This window comes from Acinetobacter sp. CWB-B33 (genome assembly GCF_039655955.1).
In the GTDB taxonomy this organism is placed as follows: domain Bacteria; phylum Pseudomonadota; class Gammaproteobacteria; order Pseudomonadales; family Moraxellaceae; genus Acinetobacter; species Acinetobacter bouvetii.
In genome coordinates, this window is record NZ_JAGFEU010000001.1 from 370,479 (window position 1) to 388,260 (window position 17,782).

18 protein-coding genes, 2 tRNA genes and 1 pseudogene are annotated in these 17,782 nt (G+C 45.1%); 11 read left to right on the forward strand and 10 right to left on the reverse strand.

Going from position 1 to position 17,782, the window contains the following annotated elements:
- Positions 1-82: 82 nt before the first annotated feature.
- From JZ784_RS01780 to fahA, 3 genes are read right to left on the reverse strand one after another with little or no spacing between them, the layout of a single operon-like run.
- Entirely contained in the window at positions 83-658 is a 576-nt protein-coding gene (locus JZ784_RS01780; RefSeq protein WP_005011245.1) for a VOC family protein, read from the reverse strand.
- 26 nt (positions 659-684) lie between these two features.
- Positions 685-1,323 (reverse strand): maleylacetoacetate isomerase, encoded by a 639-nt coding sequence (maiA, locus tag JZ784_RS01785; protein ID WP_346313578.1) that lies wholly within the window; start codon positions 1,321-1,323, stop codon positions 685-687.
- Positions 1,320-2,627 carry a fumarylacetoacetase gene (gene fahA / locus JZ784_RS01790; protein ID WP_346313579.1) on the reverse strand — a complete coding sequence of 436 codons (1,308 nt, stop codon included), beginning with the start codon at positions 2,625-2,627 and terminating at the stop codon, positions 1,320-1,322. Before fahA ends, maiA begins: the two co-directional genes overlap by 4 nt.
- Before the next feature lie 386 nt (positions 2,628-3,013).
- On the opposite strand from fahA, the gene JZ784_RS01795 reads away from it, so the two are divergent.
- The 4 genes from JZ784_RS01795 to JZ784_RS01810 are packed head-to-tail and all read left to right on the forward strand — an operon-like array spanning position 3,014 to position 7,089.
- Complete coding sequence (locus JZ784_RS01795) at positions 3,014-3,793, forward strand: IclR family transcriptional regulator (protein WP_346313580.1); 780 nt, start codon at positions 3,014-3,016, stop codon at positions 3,791-3,793.
- A 50-nt stretch (positions 3,794-3,843) separates the two neighbouring features.
- On the forward strand, positions 3,844-5,151 hold the full coding sequence (locus JZ784_RS01800; RefSeq protein ID WP_346313581.1) for an MFS transporter: 1,308 nt from the start codon (positions 3,844-3,846) through the stop codon (positions 5,149-5,151).
- Between the two features lie 46 nt (positions 5,152-5,197).
- Positions 5,198-6,907 carry an FAD-dependent monooxygenase gene (locus tag JZ784_RS01805; protein ID WP_346313582.1) on the forward strand — a complete coding sequence of 570 codons (1,710 nt, stop codon included), beginning with the start codon at positions 5,198-5,200 and terminating at the stop codon, positions 6,905-6,907.
- Positions 6,904-7,089: a hypothetical protein gene (locus tag JZ784_RS01810; protein WP_005011237.1), complete on the forward strand. Its 186-nt coding sequence runs from the start codon at positions 6,904-6,906 to the stop codon at positions 7,087-7,089. The genes JZ784_RS01805 and JZ784_RS01810 overlap by 4 nt, the downstream gene beginning before the upstream one ends.
- Before the next feature lie 131 nt (positions 7,090-7,220).
- Here the strand turns inward: JZ784_RS01810 and JZ784_RS01815 are convergent, their stop codons facing one another.
- The 3 genes from JZ784_RS01815 to JZ784_RS01825 all read right to left on the reverse strand — a co-directional run bounded on the left by JZ784_RS01815 (position 7,221) and on the right by JZ784_RS01825 (position 8,230).
- On the reverse strand, positions 7,221-7,664 hold the full coding sequence (locus JZ784_RS01815; RefSeq protein ID WP_346313583.1) for a DUF2726 domain-containing protein: 444 nt from the start codon (positions 7,662-7,664) through the stop codon (positions 7,221-7,223).
- Between the two features lie 59 nt (positions 7,665-7,723).
- Positions 7,724-7,799, reverse strand: a tRNA-Asn gene (locus tag JZ784_RS01820).
- 355 nt (positions 7,800-8,154) lie between these two features.
- A tRNA-Asn gene (locus tag JZ784_RS01825) sits at positions 8,155-8,230 on the reverse strand.
- Between the two features lie 250 nt (positions 8,231-8,480).
- Here JZ784_RS01825 and JZ784_RS01830 point away from each other — a divergent pair.
- A complete protein-coding gene (locus tag JZ784_RS01830; protein WP_346313584.1) occupies positions 8,481-8,924 on the forward strand; it encodes a hypothetical protein in 444 nt (147 codons plus the stop codon).
- Between the two features lie 119 nt (positions 8,925-9,043).
- Here JZ784_RS01830 and JZ784_RS01835 read toward each other — a convergent pair whose 3' ends face one another.
- Positions 9,044-9,478, reverse strand: coding sequence for a PaaI family thioesterase (locus tag JZ784_RS01835; protein WP_346313585.1), 435 nt, complete (start codon positions 9,476-9,478; stop codon positions 9,044-9,046).
- Between the two features lie 119 nt (positions 9,479-9,597).
- Positions 9,598-9,837 (reverse strand): hypothetical protein, encoded by a 240-nt coding sequence (locus JZ784_RS01840; protein ID WP_005011230.1) that lies wholly within the window; start codon positions 9,835-9,837, stop codon positions 9,598-9,600.
- Between the two features lie 294 nt (positions 9,838-10,131).
- Here JZ784_RS01840 and JZ784_RS01845 point away from each other — a divergent pair, with 294 nt between their 5' ends.
- Together JZ784_RS01845 and JZ784_RS01850 are read left to right on the forward strand one after the other, a co-directional pair.
- A complete protein-coding gene (locus JZ784_RS01845; protein ID WP_346313586.1) occupies positions 10,132-10,974 on the forward strand; it encodes a DMT family transporter in 843 nt (280 codons plus the stop codon).
- Between the two features lie 19 nt (positions 10,975-10,993).
- On the forward strand, positions 10,994-11,686 hold the full coding sequence (locus JZ784_RS01850) for a DUF2711 family protein (protein ID WP_346313587.1): 693 nt from the start codon (positions 10,994-10,996) through the stop codon (positions 11,684-11,686).
- 101 nt (positions 11,687-11,787) lie between these two features.
- On the opposite strand, the gene JZ784_RS01855 is transcribed toward JZ784_RS01850, so the two are convergent.
- Together JZ784_RS01855 and map are read right to left on the reverse strand one after the other, a co-directional pair.
- Positions 11,788-13,014: a pyridoxal phosphate-dependent aminotransferase gene (locus JZ784_RS01855; protein WP_346313588.1), complete on the reverse strand. Its 1,227-nt coding sequence runs from the start codon at positions 13,012-13,014 to the stop codon at positions 11,788-11,790.
- Between the two features lie 300 nt (positions 13,015-13,314).
- Complete coding sequence (map, locus tag JZ784_RS01860) at positions 13,315-14,142, reverse strand: type I methionyl aminopeptidase (RefSeq protein ID WP_005011221.1); 828 nt, start codon at positions 14,140-14,142, stop codon at positions 13,315-13,317.
- 207 nt (positions 14,143-14,349) lie between these two features.
- Here map and rpsB point away from each other — a divergent pair, with 207 nt between their 5' ends.
- From rpsB to JZ784_RS01880, 4 genes and pseudogenes are all read left to right on the forward strand, one after another.
- Positions 14,350-15,099 carry a 30S ribosomal protein S2 gene (gene rpsB, locus JZ784_RS01865; RefSeq protein WP_005011220.1) on the forward strand — a complete coding sequence of 250 codons (750 nt, stop codon included), beginning with the start codon at positions 14,350-14,352 and terminating at the stop codon, positions 15,097-15,099.
- A 141-nt stretch (positions 15,100-15,240) separates the two neighbouring features.
- Positions 15,241-16,119, forward strand: coding sequence for a translation elongation factor Ts (tsf, locus tag JZ784_RS01870; RefSeq protein ID WP_005011218.1), 879 nt, complete (start codon positions 15,241-15,243; stop codon positions 16,117-16,119).
- A gap of 174 nt (positions 16,120-16,293) precedes the next feature.
- A pseudogene (locus JZ784_RS01875) lies at positions 16,294-16,829 on the forward strand (DUF3465 domain-containing protein).
- A 96-nt stretch (positions 16,830-16,925) separates the two neighbouring features.
- Entirely contained in the window at positions 16,926-17,765 is an 840-nt protein-coding gene (locus JZ784_RS01880; RefSeq protein ID WP_346313589.1) for an AraC family transcriptional regulator, read from the forward strand.
- Positions 17,766-17,782 lie beyond the last annotated feature (17 nt).

Here is a 17,782-nt window from a genome sequence, read left to right on the forward strand (position 1 = left end):
GCATACGCTTTTGCTGATTTCATTTAAAAAAGCAGTTCAAACCTGAACTGCTTTTTTATCATCGTGCTGGGGGAGCTTTGGTTTAAGCATCCACTTTCGCAGCGGCTGAGTTGTTGTCTAACTCTGATGCATGCAGGAAGTGCGTATGATCAGGCGCGCGCTTGGTCTTAGACCATTGCTCCAGCATGTCATGCTTCATGTCTTCCGTGATCATGGCAATTTTTTCAGGCGCTTTTTCATCGTCATATGCCAGTTCCAAACGGTGGCCGTTGGGATCAAAGAAGTAAATTGAATGGAAAATACCGTGATTGGTAATGCCCAGTACATCAATGCCGTTTTCTTCTAAATGTGCTTTTGCTTCAATTAATGCAGTGCGGTCTTTGACTTTCAGCGCAATATGCTGCACCCATTTTGGGGTGTTTTCGTCACGGCCCATTTCTGGCTGCGTTGGCAGCTCAAAGAAGGCGAGAACATTGCCATTGCCTGCATCTAAAAACAAATGCATATAGGGATCAAAGGCTTTGGTTGACGGCACATGGTCTTCAGCAAAAGCTAAAATAAAGTCCATATTCAGGTTCTTTTTGTACCATTCCACCGTCTCTTTCGCGTCTTTACAGCGGTACGCTACGTGGTGAATTTTTTCAATTTGAATGGTCATGTTGAATGTCCTTATTTAATGATCAGTTAAGCCGCATCTGACTGCGCTTCGGGCGCAGCCTTTTGGAATGCATCCAATGCATTGCAGTGGGCATATATAGATTGAATTTTTGGGTAAGCTGATAAATCAATATTGAAACGCAGCGCGTTATACACTTGCGGAATCAGGCAGCAGTCAGCAATGGTTGGGTCGTCGCCAAAACAGAATCGCCCATTGGAATGAACCAGCTGTGCTTCTAAAGCATCAAAGCCCACTTTGACCCAATGCGTATACCATGCATTTTTCTGTTCATTGCTTAAGCCCAATTCACCGGTTAAATACTGCAGTACGCGCAGGTTGTTTAATGGATGAATGTCGCAGGAAATGCTCAGGCTGAATGCACGGGCAAGCGCACGCTGCTGCAGGTCTTGCGGCAGAATGTTATGCGCTGGAAATTTTTCGTCCAGATATTCCAAAATGCTGAGCGACTGGGTCAGGGTGAAATCATCATCCACCAAAGCAGGAACCAATTCACTTGGATTAACTGCACGGTAAGCTTCGCTGTGCTGTTCACCGCCGTTATTCAGCAAATGCACTGGAATCATCTCTGCATTCAGCTGTTTTAGATTCAGCGCAATGCGCACGCGGTAAGCCGCGGAGCTGCGGAAATAACTATAAAGTTTCATGCGCATGCTTCTTCGGCAGCATGTTCAGCAAAATGAAATGCAACGGCAGGGCGCACTTTGCCTGTGACTTCGCCAAAGCCAATGCGCAAACCGCCTTTTTCACAAAAGCCTTTCATAATGAGAGTGTCGCCATCTTGAATAAAGCTGCGTTCTTCGCCATTCGACAGTGTTAAAGGCTTGGTGGCATTCCAAGTAATTTCCAGCAGTGAACCATATGAATTTGGCGTTGGACCCGAAATGGTGCCAGAGCCCATTAAATCGCCAACTTGCACATTGCAGCCGGCAATCGTGTGGTGGGTTAACTGCTGCGCCATCGACCAGTACATATATTTAAAGTTGGTTTCGGAAATCACATCCGCCTGATCTGCGCCATCGGCTCGAATTTCGACAGATAAGTTGATGTCGTAGCTGTTGCTGCTGTGGTCTTCGCGCAAGTAAGCCAGCGGCTGCGGCTCTTGGACTGGCGAATGGGTTTTGAAAGGTTCAAGCGCTTCCAAAGTCACAATCCAAGGTGAGATTGATGAAGCAAAAGTTTTGGCATTGAACGGGCCGAGCGGCACGTATTCCCATTGCTGCAAGTCACGTGCAGACCAGTCATTGAACAGCACCATGCCAAAGATATGATCCCATGCATTTTCAATGGCAATCGGTTCGCCTAAATTGTTGGCTTTGCCTACAATAAAGCCGGTTTCCAATTCAAAGTCCAGTTTGCGGCAGGCAGAAAACTGCGGACGGTCGGCATTGGGCAGTTTGATCTGGCCAGAAGGGCGGACAATATCTGTACCGCTAACTATCACTGAGCTTGCGCGGCCGTTATAGCCGACAGGCAGTTCTGACCAGTTCGGCAGCAGGGCATTTTTAGGGTCGCGGAACATGCAGCCGACATTGGTGGCATGTTCTTTAGATGAATAAAAATCGGTATAGCCAGGCACGTGCACGGGCAGATGCAAAGTGACATCGGCCTGCTTAAAGAACACTTGCTCACGCAGGGCTGGGTTGTCGCGCAGTTCGGCATTGTCTGCAGACAGCAATTCCTGAAGTTCAGCACGGATTTTAGACCAGTTGGCTTTGCCGGATTCAATGAATTTGTTCAATGTGCTTTGCGCAAAGTAAGTTTCGCCAGCATGAATTTTCAAATAGCCATTCGCTTCGAGGGCCGCCAAGTCCAGCACCCATTCGCCGATGGCTGTACCTGCGCGGCGCACGCCGTCTTGAGTGTTGCTGAAAATGCCATAAGGCAGGTTTTGAATTGGAAAATCTGAATTTTGGGCGACGTCTATAAATGAGTTCAATGGGCGAGTCATTTCTATATTCCTTTTGACTGAGCAAAGCAATCCATGCGTTTGACACGTTTGCATTGAGAAAAATAAGCATCAGGGGTTCCAGGCATTGCGCAAATTGATGATTTTGCAAATCATATTTTTATAAAACTTTGAAATATAAATGTTTTATAAAAAATTGCGCCTAAGGTCTTAGAAGCCTTGATTTTTACGATTAATCTCATCATACTCATTTTAATAAATTACGCAATATATAAATTGATTATGAATTGCGTAATTTATGGGTTTTTAAAATTAACAGATCAGGAGCATTGCTTAAAAGTTTATTGCGGCCAATTTTGTGTTTAGCGCTTTTTAATCAGACTGCTTCGCGTAAAATACTGATCATTAAATTGAGAGTTAAAAGACGAATGTCTGAAGAAAAAACACAAGGCGGGGTGCAGTCTTTAGAGGTCGGCTTAAATGTATTGGATGCACTGATTGCGCACCGTACGCCGATGATGCTGAAAGAACTTTCTGAAAAGCTGTCGATGCATCCGGCAAAGGTTCACCGCTATGTGGTGAGTCTGGTGCGGATGAATTACGCCAAGCAGCTGGGTGACGGGCGCTATGCGCTTGGTGATCAGGCCTGGCGTTTAGGGCTGAGCTGTATACAGCGCACAGATATGATTCAGGCGGCTCAGCCGATGATTCATGCGCTGCACCGTGAAATCAACTGCGGTTTGCAAATCAGCAAATGGACGTCACAAGGGCCATTGGTGGTGCAGTGGATTGAACCTGATCAGCCCGTGTCGGTGATTACGCGGGTCGGTTCTGTCATGCCGATGCTGAATTCAGCAACCGGACGCACTTTTGCCGCTTTTATGGCAGAAGACATTGTGCGGCCTTTACTGGAAAAGGAATGGCAGCAGCGCCAAAGTTTGGGTCAGCAGGTCTATCCAGCCAATTGGGATGAGTTTCAGGAGATGAAACGCGCGATTTGTGACAAGGGCGCAGCGACAGTCTCTGGAGATTTGCTTGCTGGGGTAAATGCGGTGTGTGTGCCAGTGTTTAACCGTCATGGTGAAATTGAATTTTCCATTGCGGCATTGGGCAGTGATGCGCATCTGCCAATTGATTTTAATAATGAAAAAGTTAAAGCGCTAAAAGGAACAGCATCTGCTTTAACGGAATTGATCTCTCAAGGTTAAGCCTTTGCTTTCCTTGAGCAGAATATATGCAAGGAACTAGGGAAAGCAAAATGAAAAAAACGGAAAATCAGTTTTTTTACGGCTGGTGGATTGTATTGGCGCTGATGGCGGTTTCGGGTTCAGCCCTTGCGCTGACCATTACAACATTCAATATCTATCTGAACGCGTTCACCCAGCAGGCGGGCATCAGCGCGACGCAATTTGCATTGTGCTCAACCATTATCAATATTACGGTGATGCTGTTTTCGCCGAAAGTCGGCAAAATCCTGCAGGCGCATACCCAAAAAGCCTTACTGTTTTTCTTAACCGGTTTTTGCCTGAGCTATGCCGCATTTTCTATGGTCAGCAGCATTGCGGCGCTGTATGCCACAGCGGCGCTGTTCGGTTTTTTTTCTACAGGTTTAACCTTTATTCCGCCCAATATATTGGTGAATCGCTGGTTTGCAGAAAAGAAAGGCTTGGCGATGAGCATTGCGCTTTCGGGCAGCGCATTCTTTGGCATGGCGCTCAGTAAATATATTACCTACTGCATTCAGCATTTCAGTCTGGCTTTTGCTTATCAGACGGTGGCGGCGATCATGTTTGCGGCAGGAGCCGTGTTGATTGTCTTTATCATCAAAGACAGTCCGGAAAGCATAGGTTTAAAAGCATATGGCGCAGAGCAGGCGCTGAAACAGTCCGTGCCGGGAAATCAAACTGCACTGGTGCATTTGGCGCCTGCCGTATTAAAGAAAAAGCCTTTTTTCTGGTCGATGCTGGCGGCTCAATTTTTGGTGGGTTTTGTCGGCGGGGGGATTGTGCTGCAGCTGCCAGTTTATCTGCAAAATACTTTTGGCATGGAGCAGGCGGCAACATTTTTAGTGATTACTCTTGGCATCATGATTTTTGCAAAAGTGGCATTGGGCTGGCTGTACGACAAATTCGGGTCACTCAAAACCACAGCTTTAGTGGCGGCATCAGTATTACTGACCTGCATTCCCTTTATTTTTACCGCTTCTGCGGATATGTGGATGCTGGGGCTGTTCGGTGCTGTGTTTTGGGGCGTTGGCAATTGCATAGGCACGGTAACGCCGGCTGTTGTGGCCTCCAAAACCTATGGCCTTGCATATTATGGTGAAGTGTATGGCATTTGCCTGCGCTTTCAGACATTGGGTATTGCCGCTGGCGTACCGGCAATTTCAATGATTGCAGCTGCGACAGGTTCATTCACTATGGTCTGGGTGCTTTGTTCATTTTTAACTGTATTGCTGCTGAGCTTTTATGCCGTGGGCTTAAATGGAAGCAAAGCATACCGCAGCAATACAGTACAAGATTCGATTCAACTTAAAGACAGCATGCCGCTGCAGCCAGCAGGTTAAGCGGCTAAAAATATTTATTTATTGTAATGAAGACAAGGAGTTCAAGATGCATTTTCCAGCGGCAGAGCCAAGAAAATCACTGTATTACAATTATCAAGTTTTTCCGCACTATCATGGCGCGGCATCCGAAACGGCAGATGATCAAACGGTCACTGTTGTTGGCGCCGGGCCCATCGGCATGACCGCCGCATTGCTGCTGGCCAAGCAGGGCGTAAAGGTCATTTTGATGTCTGCGGAACTGCAGCTGTCAGAAGGCAGCCGTGCACTGGTGTATACCAAGCGCTCAATGGAAATCCTGCAGGCGGCAGGCGCAGCGGGGCGCATTATGACCAAAGCATTGCCATGGACGCATGGCAATTCTATATATAAAGGGCAAATTGCCTTCCGCATGGCGTCACCGGTCAGTGAGCATGATCAGTTTGCGCCATTGAATAATCTGCAGCAAAACTGGCTGGAGCATTTTTTGCTGGAAGAAATTCAGCAGCAGCCGAACATTGAAATGCGCTGGGGCAACAAAGTGGTGGATCATGAGCAAGCCCATGATCAAGTCACCTTAACTATTGAAACGCCGGAAGGCGCTTATCAGCACACGTCTAAATGGGTGGTGGCAGCCGATGGTGGCCGTTCACCGATCCGTGAGCGCATGAAGCTGCGGATGGAAGGCGCAAGCTACGAAGGGCGTTTTGTCATTGCGGATATCCGCATTAAACTGGACTATCCAACAGAACGCTTGGCTTATTTCTCTCCTGACTGGAATCCGGGCAATACCATTTTGATGCACCGTGAGCCGGACAGCATTTGGCGCTTTGATTACCAGCTCGATCCTGCGGTTTCTCCAGAAGAAGCTTTACTGCCGGAAAATCTGCATAAAGCGGTCAATGATCAGCTGAAGATGATTGGCAAAGATCATTTGGCATGGGAAATGGACTGGAGCACTGTGTATTCTGCGCGGGCGCTGACCTTGGATAATTATGTGCATAACCGGATTATTTTCGCCGGTGATGCTGCGCATCTGCTGCCGATTTTTGGCGTGCGCGGCGCCAATACCGGTTTTCAGGATGCGCAGGATTTGGCATGGAAACTGGCGGCGGTCATGAAGGGCTGGGCGCCTGAAAAGCTTTTAGAAAGCTACAGTTGTGACCGGGTTGGCGCGGCGCGTGAAATTATTGCAGAGGCCGGAAAATCGACCCGCTTTATGGCGCCGCCGACGGAAGGTTACCGCCTGCTGCGTAACGCCGTGCTGTCCTTGTCTTTAGCGCATGAATTTGTGCGTCCGCTGTATCATTGGCGCACATCCCGCCCGCATGCCTATATGCATTCGCCACTAAACAGTCAGCATGATGATAATGCGCAAATGAATGAGTTGACAGAAAATGGCGCGCTGATACCCAATGTTAAATTTGCCGATGGTTCGTTCCTTTATGATGCCATCTCTGGAAAATTCACGGTATTGGCGCTGACAGAGCAAGGCCAGCTTCCTGCTTCATTGCATGCAGAAATTGCTGCGCTGAAAAAGCAAGGCATTCCAGTGCAGCTCGTGGCTTTAGCATTGGATGGCGTGACGGCTAATGGGGCAGACCGCACGGCTGCCATTGCGCAGGACGTGGCTGCTGAGCGCTTCTTTGCGCAGGCTGGGGCAATCTATTTAGTCCGTCCAGGGCATCATATTAACGGGCGATGGATCAATTACCGCGAAAATGCCATTCCCCAAACCTTTCAACAATTTCTTCAAGCCGCCGAAGGAGCAGCAGCATGAACGCAATCAGTATTCCAGATCTAGAAAAAGTATATGACCTGCTGGCCGAAACCTTAGATGCCGTGCCTGAACAAAAGCGTGAGCTGTTTTTGGTCAAACTGGCGTTACTCAGCGCCAATCAAATCCAGGATGGCGCCGTGTACCAGCAGCTGATTCATCAGGCTAAAGTTTTTGAAGATTGATTGTAGACTTGATGTACCAAATCCTAGCCGCTGCAAAGCGTCTGGGATTTTTTATTGCAGTTCTGCATGGGGCGGGTTACCCCGCTGCTGCGATTAACGTAGATGCAGAAAAGCCAAACCCCAAAGGTGCTTTACAAAATATCCTTTTGCAGATTATGCGCGCTGGGAATGCTGGTATAGCGTAGCACACGGTAACCGGCTTCCTGCAGCATGGCGTCCCGTTCAGCATCTTCTTTTTCTTTGCCGATGTGGCTGGGATCATCCAATTCAATAATCACGATCACGCTGCAGTCTTTATCCAGCAGTACAAAGTCGGTCACCTTGCGGTTGAACTGATTGCGTATTTTATAGTTTTGATTGGTGATGAGTGCGCTGAAAGCCACCTGCGCCAACACATGATGCTGCGGAAAAGCGCTGATTAAGCGCGTGTACATTTTGCATTCGAAGGGGGTGATAACGCGTTTGGGAAAATATTTCTGCTTACGGAAAAAAAGCCGGGGAAACAGAATGCAAACTAAAGCAAAGCTTGCAAGGCAGCCGATAATAAAAAAAATAATTTGAGTTAAATTGAACACGGGAACTTTTGCTATACCGAAGAAAAAGCCCACGTCATAATGCGTGGGCTTTTAGAATTTGGCTCTCCAACCTGGGCTCGAACCAGGGACCTGCGGATTAACAGTCCGTCGCTCTACCGACTGAGCTATTGGAGAATCTGAAGCGGATTCTAGACACCTCTGCCCACAAGGTCAAGACAGAAGTTTGAAAAAACACAGAATTAGCGTCTGATTGGAGTAAAAATAATCAAAAATCAATTATTTCGGGGTTCTGACACCATTTTTCTTAACCCGATGTAATTTCTTTTCAGCTGGCTGCTTAACCTGCATTTGCAGCTGTTATTTAGATCAAGCAGCCATCCTGCAGAAGGCGAGCCGAGTTGGGTTAAAGCTGAATGCGGATGATGAAGGCAATTTTCTGGAGGGAGAATGCGGTTTTACAGTAAATACAGCGCAGTTTGAAATTCAGCATAAAAAAAGCCCACGTCATAATGCGTGGGCTTTTAGAATTTGGCTCTCCAACCTGGGCTCGAACCAGGGACCTGCGGATTAACAGTCCGTCGCTCTACCGACTGAGCTATTGGAGAATCTGCATGCGATTATAAGGAGATTTCCCCGAGGGTCAAGCGAAAACTGTCATCTTTATGGCATTTTTTAACTATATGCTTTTTATTTAAACAAAAGCGTTTGCTTTTAAAATTTACAGCCAGAAAGCCTTGCAATAGGAAAATCCACTTGCTAGTCTGAATTTAACAACAGAGAGTTTAAGCGCAAGCTTAGACGGTGTGGATTTAAACCAACTTGCCAGCACTAAAATGGCTAAACAGGAGAAAGTGAATGAATGCGCTGACTATTTCTCATCTATTTTCAAATCTTCAATCTTATCAAGCTCAGTATCTTTCGATTCTGCAGAACGCAGAACAGTACTTTACGCCCGTAGAAGATGCCTATATTCACGTATGGCCCGCTGCAAGACAGCCGCTCTATCTGGGGGACCTGCTGCAGCTGTGGCTGAGTGATAAGTGGATTGTGAACACGGAAAAATCGCCGCTGATCAATACCATTTTGCGCGATAAAAATAAGCCCGTCACTGAATTTGACCGTTATGTATTTAAGCTTGAAGGAAGTTTATTTACTTGCCGGCACGTTGCTCAGGCTTGGTCAATTCACGCATCACAGTGCGAAACATTGAATGTGGGTAGTTTATTTCAGTTTTACTGCATCTTTAAAAGCTTAAACCGCCCCAAACCTCAAGCAAAATCATTGCAGCAGCCGGTTTAAGGCGCTTGCCGCCATTGGCTGGGATGCTTTGCGCTAAAACCAGCCAGTTAACGATTCCAGCTAGCATTGCACATTCGGTTCAGGGGTTTAAAACAAAGCGCTATAACGCCAATCAATGCCTAAGGGCGGATGATCATGCAGGTTGCAGTGGCATGGGCATACAGCTTGCCGTCTTCATCAATAATTTTCCCTTCTGAAATGCCTAAATTTTTACTGATATTGATCAGTGTGCCGACAGCCAAAAGTTCTTTGTTTTGCGGGATGGGGCGGCACATTTTAATATTCAGATCGATGGTACCATAGCCTACGCCAGCTTCAAGCATCGTATGTACAGCACAGCCAGTAACTGAATCCAGCACCGTTGCGGCAAAGCCGCCATGCACGCCGCCCAGCGGATTTAAGTGGCGGTGATCGGCTTTGGCTTTAAAGCTGATGCTTCCCTCAGCAACTTCAAAAGGCTGCATAGGAATCGTTTCACTGATGCTTGCAGGAGGGATTTTGCCGTCATACATGGCCTGCAGCAGCTGTAATCCTGTCATTTCTTTTGGATGCATTCTGTTCTTCCTTTCTTTAATATCTAGTTCCTTTTTGGAACTTGATATTAATTAAACAAAATTCATCCGCGGGCGTCAATGCGCAGATTTGAATTCATCAGTACATTTATTGGTCTGTATTAGGAGAGATAGGCTTTATCAAAACAGTCAAATTGCCGCAGAATTTTCATGGCAATCTCTTCGCCGGTCGCCCACGTCGTAACCGCTGTTTGCGGATGGACATCAATGATGTCTAAATTCAGACAGAGGGTTTGCTGACTTTGAATAATAATAAATTGAGGAGAGCGCGGCTTTAAGCTTTTTGCAATATAGTGTTTTAAGTTTTCTTTTTGATAAACATCAATAATTTTATAGCGCATGAGCAGGTAAAAACCTCTATAAGCTTTATCGTGGCTATTTTAGAGCTTAAAGCATTTTTTTTGCAAAGCAATTAAATAGATAAATGTATCAAAAAGCTCAGAGCATAGACTTTGGCAATATGCAGAATCTGTGTGATTTTAAGTGATTGATACGCTGCTGAACTGTTTATGGCCGAATAGCAGGCAAAGTAAGCTAATGAGTAATTTGAATAAGGGTGAGTAGAAAAGCATAGTAGATTTCATAAGCAGAATTCGATATACCTAGAGCATGCCGTTGAATAAGGATGCTCAACCATGCTGTTTAAAATTTGCATCGCCATGCTGGCATTTGCGGCAAATTCTATTTTGTGCCGTTTGGCTTTAGCCCAGCAACAGATTGATCCCATGAGTTTCAGCCTAATCCGTGTGTGCAGTGGGGCCGTGGCGCTGTTTTTACTGTATATGTGTTCTGCACACAAAGCCCAAATAGAGTGGAGTGTAAAAAACGGATTTTTTCTTTCCTTATATATTGTGGCTTTTTCATTGGCTTATGTGCATGTCGATGCGGGTGTGGGGGCATTGTTGCTGTTTGGTACCGTTCAGATCAGTATGGTGGCTTATGGGCTGTGCTATGGTGAAAAAATCAATCTGCGCCGCGGTATCGGGCTGGCGATTGCCATTTTAGGCATTTTCATCTTGTTGCTGCCTGGCGCATCAGCGCCTCATTTGGGCTATGCCGCGATGATGGTGCTTTCAGGCCTAGGTTGGGCGATGTACAGCATCGCAGGCAAAAATATGCAAAATCCATTGGCGAGCAGCCTTGCCAATTTTGTGCTGGCTGTTCCTTTTGTTGGATTGGTTTATCTGGTTTTTTACAGTCAGAGCTTTGTGCAGCCTAGAGGGGTGATTCTCGCGATAGTGTCGGGCGGTTTAGCATCCAGTGGCGCTTATGTGCTGTGGTACGCCATTGTGAAGCAAATTGACCGTGTGACGGCCAGCAGCGTTCAGCTGTCTGTGCCATGCTTGGCGATTATCGGCGGTGCATTGTTTATTGGTGAACCTTTGAGCTGGCGTATTATTTTGTCGGCAGTGATTGTTTTAACAGGGATTAGCTTGGTGATTTGGGCTTCGGCAGAGAAGGGTGATACAAAAAATTGAAAATTAGAAGATATAAATCATGAAAGAAAATAATGTATTAACTCCTGAAATTTACGCCTCTTATCCTTATGATGGAAAGATTTTAGAATATTATCAGGGCGTTTTTGAATCGGTATACATCATTTTGCATCCTTTTTATAGAGGAATAACTCTAAATTTAGATCAGGAGAATGATGAATTTTGGTTTGATAATGATCAACTGAGAAATGGCTGTAAAATAGTGCTGTGGAAAGACGTTATTGCATTAACAAAATTTGAGAATTATTCTCAAATACATACGGCATGGAATAAATTGAATAGCGGTGAGGGTACTTGTATTGAGTGTTCCTGCACTTCTGAATTGGCTGGACTGTATGATAAAACAAAAATAGCGATTCCAGATGATAGCTGTGGAATAATTTCCCCTTTTTTGTCAGATGCGATGCTAAAAAGTGTAAAACTTTTAGGATACTCTAAACTTTGGCTTGTAGATGAGTTTTCTTATCAGCCGCCCAGCTTGCATGATATAGATGAGTTACTGCTTACACAGCAAACACATAATTGTAATTATACAGAAGACCATAAATTACTTTTCGCAACGCATTGGGATAGTCATTTTTCGTTTCTATGTTCATCTAAATCAAATATTGACAAAATTCTTGAAAATTATCCTTTTGAAGGATTCTTCTGTACGCCTCAAACCGAAGTCTATTGGGGGCTTCACGATATTTAAACACCGAATTATTTAGTTTTTAAAGATTTAAGCCGTGAAATTTAAACTATAAAAAAACCCGCGAAATTCGCGGGTTTTTCAAATTTGATATTTAAATCAAATTATTTTTCAGCAGCAATTGAAGCAATCGCAGCGTCTACGCCTTCGATTGAGTCAGCCGCTTTCTTGATACGCGCAAGCGCATCTACAAGCACTTCGTCAGCAGTTGCATAAGAAATACGCATGTAGCCGCCTAGGCCGAATGCATCGCCAGGAACAACGGCAACACCTGTTTCTTCCAATAACCATGCAGAGAATTCTGTGCAAGATTTTAAGCCTTTTGCACGAATCAATGGGCGGATGTTGGCATATGCATAGAATGCGCCGTCAGCAGGAAGGCAAGTGATGCCGTTGATGTCATTCAGGCCTTTTACCACTAAGTCATGACGGCGTTTGAACGCTTCAATCATTGGCTCAAGAACGTCTTGAGGGCCATTCAATGCAGCTTCTGCAGCAACTTGCGAAATAGAAGTTGGGTTTGAAGTTGATTGAGACTGGATTTTTTTCATCGCGCCAATCAGTTTAGCAGGGCCCGCTGCATAGCCGATGCGCCAGCCAGTCATAGCATACGCTTTAGATACACCATTCAGAACGATTACGCGGTCGTAAAGGTCTGGGGCAACAGTTGCGATGTTGTAGAATTCGTCTTCCCAGCGGATTGGTTCATACATGTCGTCAGACGCGATATAAACTTCTGGGTATTTACGAAGAACTTCAGCTAAAGCGAGTAATTCTTCTTTCGTGTAGATCATGCCAGTTGGGTTTGAAGGGCTGTTTAAAACCACTAAACGAGTTTTGTCAGTGATTGCCGCTTCTAATTGAGCTGGAGTGATTTTGAAACGCTGTTCTTCACCGCATTTCACAATGACAGGCACGCCTTCAGCGATGATCACCATGTCAGGGTAGCTTACCCAAAATGGCGCAGGGATGATCACTTCATCGCCTTTATTTAACAAAGCAAGCGCCAAGTTAAAGAATGATTGTTTGCCGCCGCAAGAAACCAAGATTTGGTTCGCTGCATAGTCAAGATTATTGTCGCGTTTTAATTTAGCAATAATTGCTTTTTTAAGGCCTGGAGTACCGTCAACAGCTGTATATTTGGTAAAGCCGTTGTTAATCGCTGCAATTGCTGCGTCTTTGATGTGTTGTGGTGTGTCGAAATCAGGTTCGCCAGCGCCCAAACCAATAACGTTTTTACCCGCAGCTTTCAATTCAGCTGCTTTGTTCGTTACCGCAAGAGTTGGGGACGGTTTGATGGCATTTACACGATCAGAGAGACGTACGTCCACGGCAGTATTCCTTCTTATAGGGATTAAAAATTAAAAAGCACATTATCTTAGCCTAAAATGGCGCATAAAGGGGAGTCTGAATTGCACCATTATGAAAAAAACTCTGCAAAAATATTTTCAGATACATTTGAGTGCCCTTACAAATACAAAGCTTTAGTTTTAATGAGTGGCAGGAGGAATTTATTCTTTTGATATAAAAGGCATTATTTATAAATTTAGTATTCTTGATTGAAAGCAGGCCGAAAATTAAATGATAAAAAAGGCCGCATAGCGCTGGCCTTTTTTACCGTCTATTTCAGCTTATTTTTGAAAGCGTGATAAATCTTCTTCAGGGCGCGCAGTTAATACTTCAACGCCGTTTTTAGTGACCAGCAGCGTATGTTCATACTGCGCAGACAGGCTATGGTCTTTTGTCACCACAGTCCATTTGTCACCCAGTAATTTAGTTTTCCAGTCTCCGCCATTGACCATCGGCTCAATGGTAAAGGTCATGCCTTCTTCTAAAATCATGCCGGTATCAGGCTGGCCGTAGTGAAGCACTTGCGGTTCATCATGAAATACCGTGCCAATGCCGTGGCCGCAATATTCGCGGACTACGCCAAAACGCTCTGATTCGACATATTGTTGAATGGCATGGCCAATATCGCCAATAGTTGCACCTGGTTTAACCACTTCCATGCCGCGGTACATGGCTTCCTGAGCCACTTTGCATAAACGGTTTGCAAGAATAGATGTTTCACCGCCTACGATGTACATCATGTTGGTATCACCGTGATAGCCATCTTTAATGACGGTGACATCAATATTCAAGATGTCGCCTTTTTTCAAAACTTTACTGTCAGACGGGATGCCGTGGCAAACCACATGGTTTACAGATGTGCAGATTACGTGCTGGAACGCAGGGCGGCCAGGCGCAGCGCCGTAACCTAAACATGCTGGAATCGCCTCTTGTTTATTGACAATATAGTCATGACAAATCGTATCAAGTTCGAGGGTAGTCACACCGGGAACAATATGCGGTTTGATCATATCCAAAACTTCTGCCGCCAGCCGTCCAGCGACACGCATTTTTTCAATTTCGTCTGGAGTTTTTATTAAACGGCGGGGAGCTTCGTAAGTACGGTTCATGATCTCTAAAAACTTTTGGAAATTTGTATGTGACTATGGTATAAATAGCCGCCCATTTTATCAAATGCTTTTTCGTGAATAAATTTCACGGGCTTTGTGCGATGGGGCAATAAAATCCGCACATATATCGACACATTTCTCTGGGTGCCCTTTGGGGTGGAGAATGCGGATATATGGAGGCCTAACCCAAACTTTAAGGTAAAGAAAATGGCAGATTACAACGTAAGCATGCGCGACCTTCTTCAAGCAGGCGCTCACTTCGGTCACCAAACACGTTTTTGGAATCCAAAAATGCGCGAATACATCTTCGGCGCGCGCAACAAAATTCACATCATTAACCTTGAGCACACTGTTCCTGCGTTAAATGATGCTTTGAACTTTGCTAACAACTTGGCTAGCAAAAAGAACAAAGTTTTGTTCGTTGGTACTAAACGTGCTGCTTCTAACATCATCCGTGAACAAGCTCAACGCGCAGGTCAACCATACGTTGATCACCGCTGGTTGGGTGGTATGTTGACTAACTGGAAAACTCTTCGTCAGTCAATCAACCGTCTTAAAGACCTTCAAACTCAATCTCAAGATGGCACTTTCGCTAAGCTGACTAAACGTGAAGCTTTAGAGCGTACTCGTGAGATGGAAAAACTTGAACGCGCTTTAGGCGGCGTTAAAAACATGGGTGGTTTACCTGATGCATTATTCGTAATCGATGTTGATCACGAAGCAATTGCAATTAAAGAAGCTAAAAACCTTGGTATTCCTGTAATCGGTATCGTTGATACAAACTCTAACCCAGACAACGTAGACTACGTTATTCCGGGTAACGATGATGCGATCCGTGCAGTTACTCTTTATGCTTCTGCTATGGCTGATGCGATTATTGCTGGTAAAGAATACGCTCAATCACAAGCAAATGCGCAAGCAAAAGCTGAAGACGTTAAAGAAGCTCCAGAGGCTTAATGCGTTTGACGCAAGCTTGTCATTTTTGCGACATGTGATGGTGGCAATGTAAGCGTCATGTATGCAGACGGCCCATGAGAATCCTCTGGGCCGTTTCTGTTCTAAAAAGAATTCATTTTCTACCGAATTTAGGAGATTGACATGACTGCAGTTACAGCAAGCATGGTTAAAGAATTGCGCGACCGTACTGGTTTGGCAATGATGGAATGTAAAAAAGCATTGACAGAAGCGGGCGGTGACATCGAATTAGCGATTGACAACCTTCGTAAATCTGGTCAAGCAAAAGCGGCTAAAAAAGCAGGCAACATTGCGGCTGACGGCGCGATTACGATCGCTCAAGAAGGCAACAAAGCTATTCTTTTAGAAGTAAACTGCCAAACTGACTTCGTTGCTAAAGACGAAAACTTTGCTGGTTTCTCTGCAAAAGTTGCTGCTGCTGCTTTAGCTGCTGGCGTAACTGATGCTGCTCAAATTGCTGAATTGAAACTTGAAGATGGCCACACTGTAGAAGAAGCGCGTATTGCACTTGTTCAAAAAATCGGTGAAAACATCCAAGTTCGCCGTGCGTCAATTGTTGAGGGTGAAAACCTTGCAGTTTACAAACACGGTTTAAAAATCGGTGTAGTTGTTTCTTACACTGGCGATGCTGACACAGGTAAAGGCATTGCAATGCATGTTGCTGCATTCAACCCAGTTGCCGTTACAGCTGACCAAGTTTCTGCAGATCTTATCGCGAAAGAAAAAGAAATTGCTGAAGCGAAAGCGATCGAATCTGGCAAGCCAGCAAACATCGTTGAGAAAATGGTCACTGGTTCAGTAGAGAAATACTTGAACGAAGTGGTTCTTGAGCGTCAAATGTACGTAATCGACAATGACAAAAAAGTTGCTGATGTATTGAAAGCGACTGGTACTGTTGTTGCTCAATTCGTTCGCTTTGAAGTAGGCGAAGGCATTGAGAAGAAAGCAGAAATGAGCTTCGCTGACGAAGTTGCTGCTGCTCAAGCTGCTGCTGCTCAATAATTTTAGCCTTTAGGCTCAAATTATTTGCATAAAAAAGCCCCATTTTTGGGGCTTTTTTATGTTTCCGCATGAGCTTAAACACTTTTAAGTCAAAGCAAAATTCACAGCATTTATAATAATTAGTGAATTGTTCTGATTTAATATAAGCAGAATAATTTTGACATTAGATGATGTATGGCAAATAAAACAAATTTAAGTATTGGCGCAGTAATTGTGTTGCTGGCAGCTGCATATTTCGGCATTGATCTGCAGCAAAATAAAATTGAACAGCCTGCATCCCAGCAAGTGAGCGAGGCTCAACGCCCTGCAGAGAACAATGGCCCGCAGCATGCGGGAAGTTCTGCAGACCGCCAGCCTGCTGCCGATGATATGCAGAATGACACTGCATTAATTGAAAAAGCATATGCAAGCAGCAAAGCAATGTGCAGGTACATGCAAGCGGCGAAGTCAAGGCGGTATTGCGTGATGATGCTGAAGGTTCAAAGCACCAGAAATTTATTTTAAAACTGAGCAATGGGCAGACTGTTCTAGTTGCGCATAATATTGATTTATCGCCGAGGATTCAAAATCTGCAAAAAGGCGATACCGTCGAATTTTATGGAGAATATGAGTATTCCAGTCAAGGCGGGGTGATTCATTGGACGCATTTAGATCCCAATCAGCGTCATGAAGATGGCTGGTTAAAACATGATGGGAAAATTTATCAGTAATAATGCCATGATTGGATAAAGCTCAAGATAAGCAATTTTGTTCTATGCATGCGTTAAAAAATAGCTATGTTAGGTGTTGATAAGACAGGAGCAGTCATGCAAGAGAACAAAGCGCTTGAATTTGCAGATTATTGGCATGTCCAGGAGCTGGGCGGACTGGAGCTGCTTAAAGCATCCTATCAGCAGACTCAGTTTTCAAAACATACGCATGAAGGCTATTGCATTGGCTTAATTGATGAAGGGGCTCAGTCATTTTTGACCATGGGGAGTCAGCATATTGCTCCCAAAGGGGACATTATTCTGGTGAATGCGGATGAAGTGCATACCGGTTCTTCGGCTGTTGAGACTGGCTGGCGCTATCGGGCGATTTACCCGACGCCAGAAATGATGGAAGAAATCAGTGTCGGCTTTTTCAGAGAAACCGGCGCCGCCCCATGGTTTCCGCAAGCGGTGGTGCATGATGAAGGGCTGGCGGAGCAGCTGCATATGCTGTTCGATTTATTGCTGCAGCCTAAAAATGCATTATTTAAGCAAAGCTTGTATCTTTCTACACTGGCCTATTTATTCACTAAGCATGCGCGGGAAAAACAAAGTTTAAAATCGTTACCCGAGGCGCAGCAAAAAATTCAGCTGATACAGGAGTTCTTGGCCGCAGAACCTGAAAAAGAGCATCAATTGGCCGATTTAGCGCAGATGGCAGGTTTAAGCCAGTGGCACTTATTGCGCCAATATAAGAAATATACAGGGTTGCCGCCGCATGCCTGGCTGGTGCAATGCCGCTTGCGGAAATCGCTGAAGCTGCTGAAACAGGGCCAGGATATCGCTTTAACTGCACAGTTGTGCGGTTTTTCTGATCAAAGCCACTTTACACGGCATTTTAAAAAATCGCTGGGCTGCACGCCTGCGCAATACAGGCTGCATAAAAATTTTGCATAGCTTTTTTTAGCATGCAT

What these genes read in the sequence shown, in the direction of transcription:
- JZ784_RS01780 (WP_005011245.1), bottom strand. Translation starts at nt 658, where the DNA reads ATGACCATTCAAATTGAAAAAATTCACCACGTAGCGTACCGCTGTAAA.
- maiA (WP_346313578.1), bottom strand. Translation starts at nt 1,323, where the DNA reads ATGAAACTTTATAGTTATTTCCGCAGCTCCGCGGCTTACCGCGTGCGC.
- fahA (WP_346313579.1), bottom strand. Translation starts at nt 2,627, where the DNA reads ATGACTCGCCCATTGAACTCATTTATAGACGTCGCCCAAAATTCAGAT.
- JZ784_RS01795 (WP_346313580.1), top strand. Translation starts at nt 3,014, where the DNA reads ATGTCTGAAGAAAAAACACAAGGCGGGGTGCAGTCTTTAGAGGTCGGC.
- JZ784_RS01800 (WP_346313581.1), top strand. Translation starts at nt 3,844, where the DNA reads ATGAAAAAAACGGAAAATCAGTTTTTTTACGGCTGGTGGATTGTATTG.
- JZ784_RS01805 (WP_346313582.1), top strand. Translation starts at nt 5,198, where the DNA reads ATGCATTTTCCAGCGGCAGAGCCAAGAAAATCACTGTATTACAATTAT.
- JZ784_RS01810 (WP_005011237.1), top strand. Translation starts at nt 6,904, where the DNA reads ATGAACGCAATCAGTATTCCAGATCTAGAAAAAGTATATGACCTGCTG.
- JZ784_RS01830 (WP_346313584.1), top strand. Translation starts at nt 8,481, where the DNA reads ATGAATGCGCTGACTATTTCTCATCTATTTTCAAATCTTCAATCTTAT.
- JZ784_RS01835 (WP_346313585.1), bottom strand. Translation starts at nt 9,478, where the DNA reads ATGCATCCAAAAGAAATGACAGGATTACAGCTGCTGCAGGCCATGTAT.
- JZ784_RS01840 (WP_005011230.1), bottom strand. Translation starts at nt 9,837, where the DNA reads ATGCGCTATAAAATTATTGATGTTTATCAAAAAGAAAACTTAAAACAC.
- JZ784_RS01845 (WP_346313586.1), top strand. Translation starts at nt 10,132, where the DNA reads ATGCTGTTTAAAATTTGCATCGCCATGCTGGCATTTGCGGCAAATTCT.
- JZ784_RS01850 (WP_346313587.1), top strand. Translation starts at nt 10,994, where the DNA reads ATGAAAGAAAATAATGTATTAACTCCTGAAATTTACGCCTCTTATCCT.
- map (WP_005011221.1), bottom strand. Translation starts at nt 14,142, where the DNA reads ATGAACCGTACTTACGAAGCTCCCCGCCGTTTAATAAAAACTCCAGAC.
- rpsB (WP_005011220.1), top strand. Translation starts at nt 14,350, where the DNA reads ATGGCAGATTACAACGTAAGCATGCGCGACCTTCTTCAAGCAGGCGCT.
- tsf (WP_005011218.1), top strand. Translation starts at nt 15,241, where the DNA reads ATGACTGCAGTTACAGCAAGCATGGTTAAAGAATTGCGCGACCGTACT.
- JZ784_RS01880 (WP_346313589.1), top strand. Translation starts at nt 16,926, where the DNA reads ATGCAAGAGAACAAAGCGCTTGAATTTGCAGATTATTGGCATGTCCAG.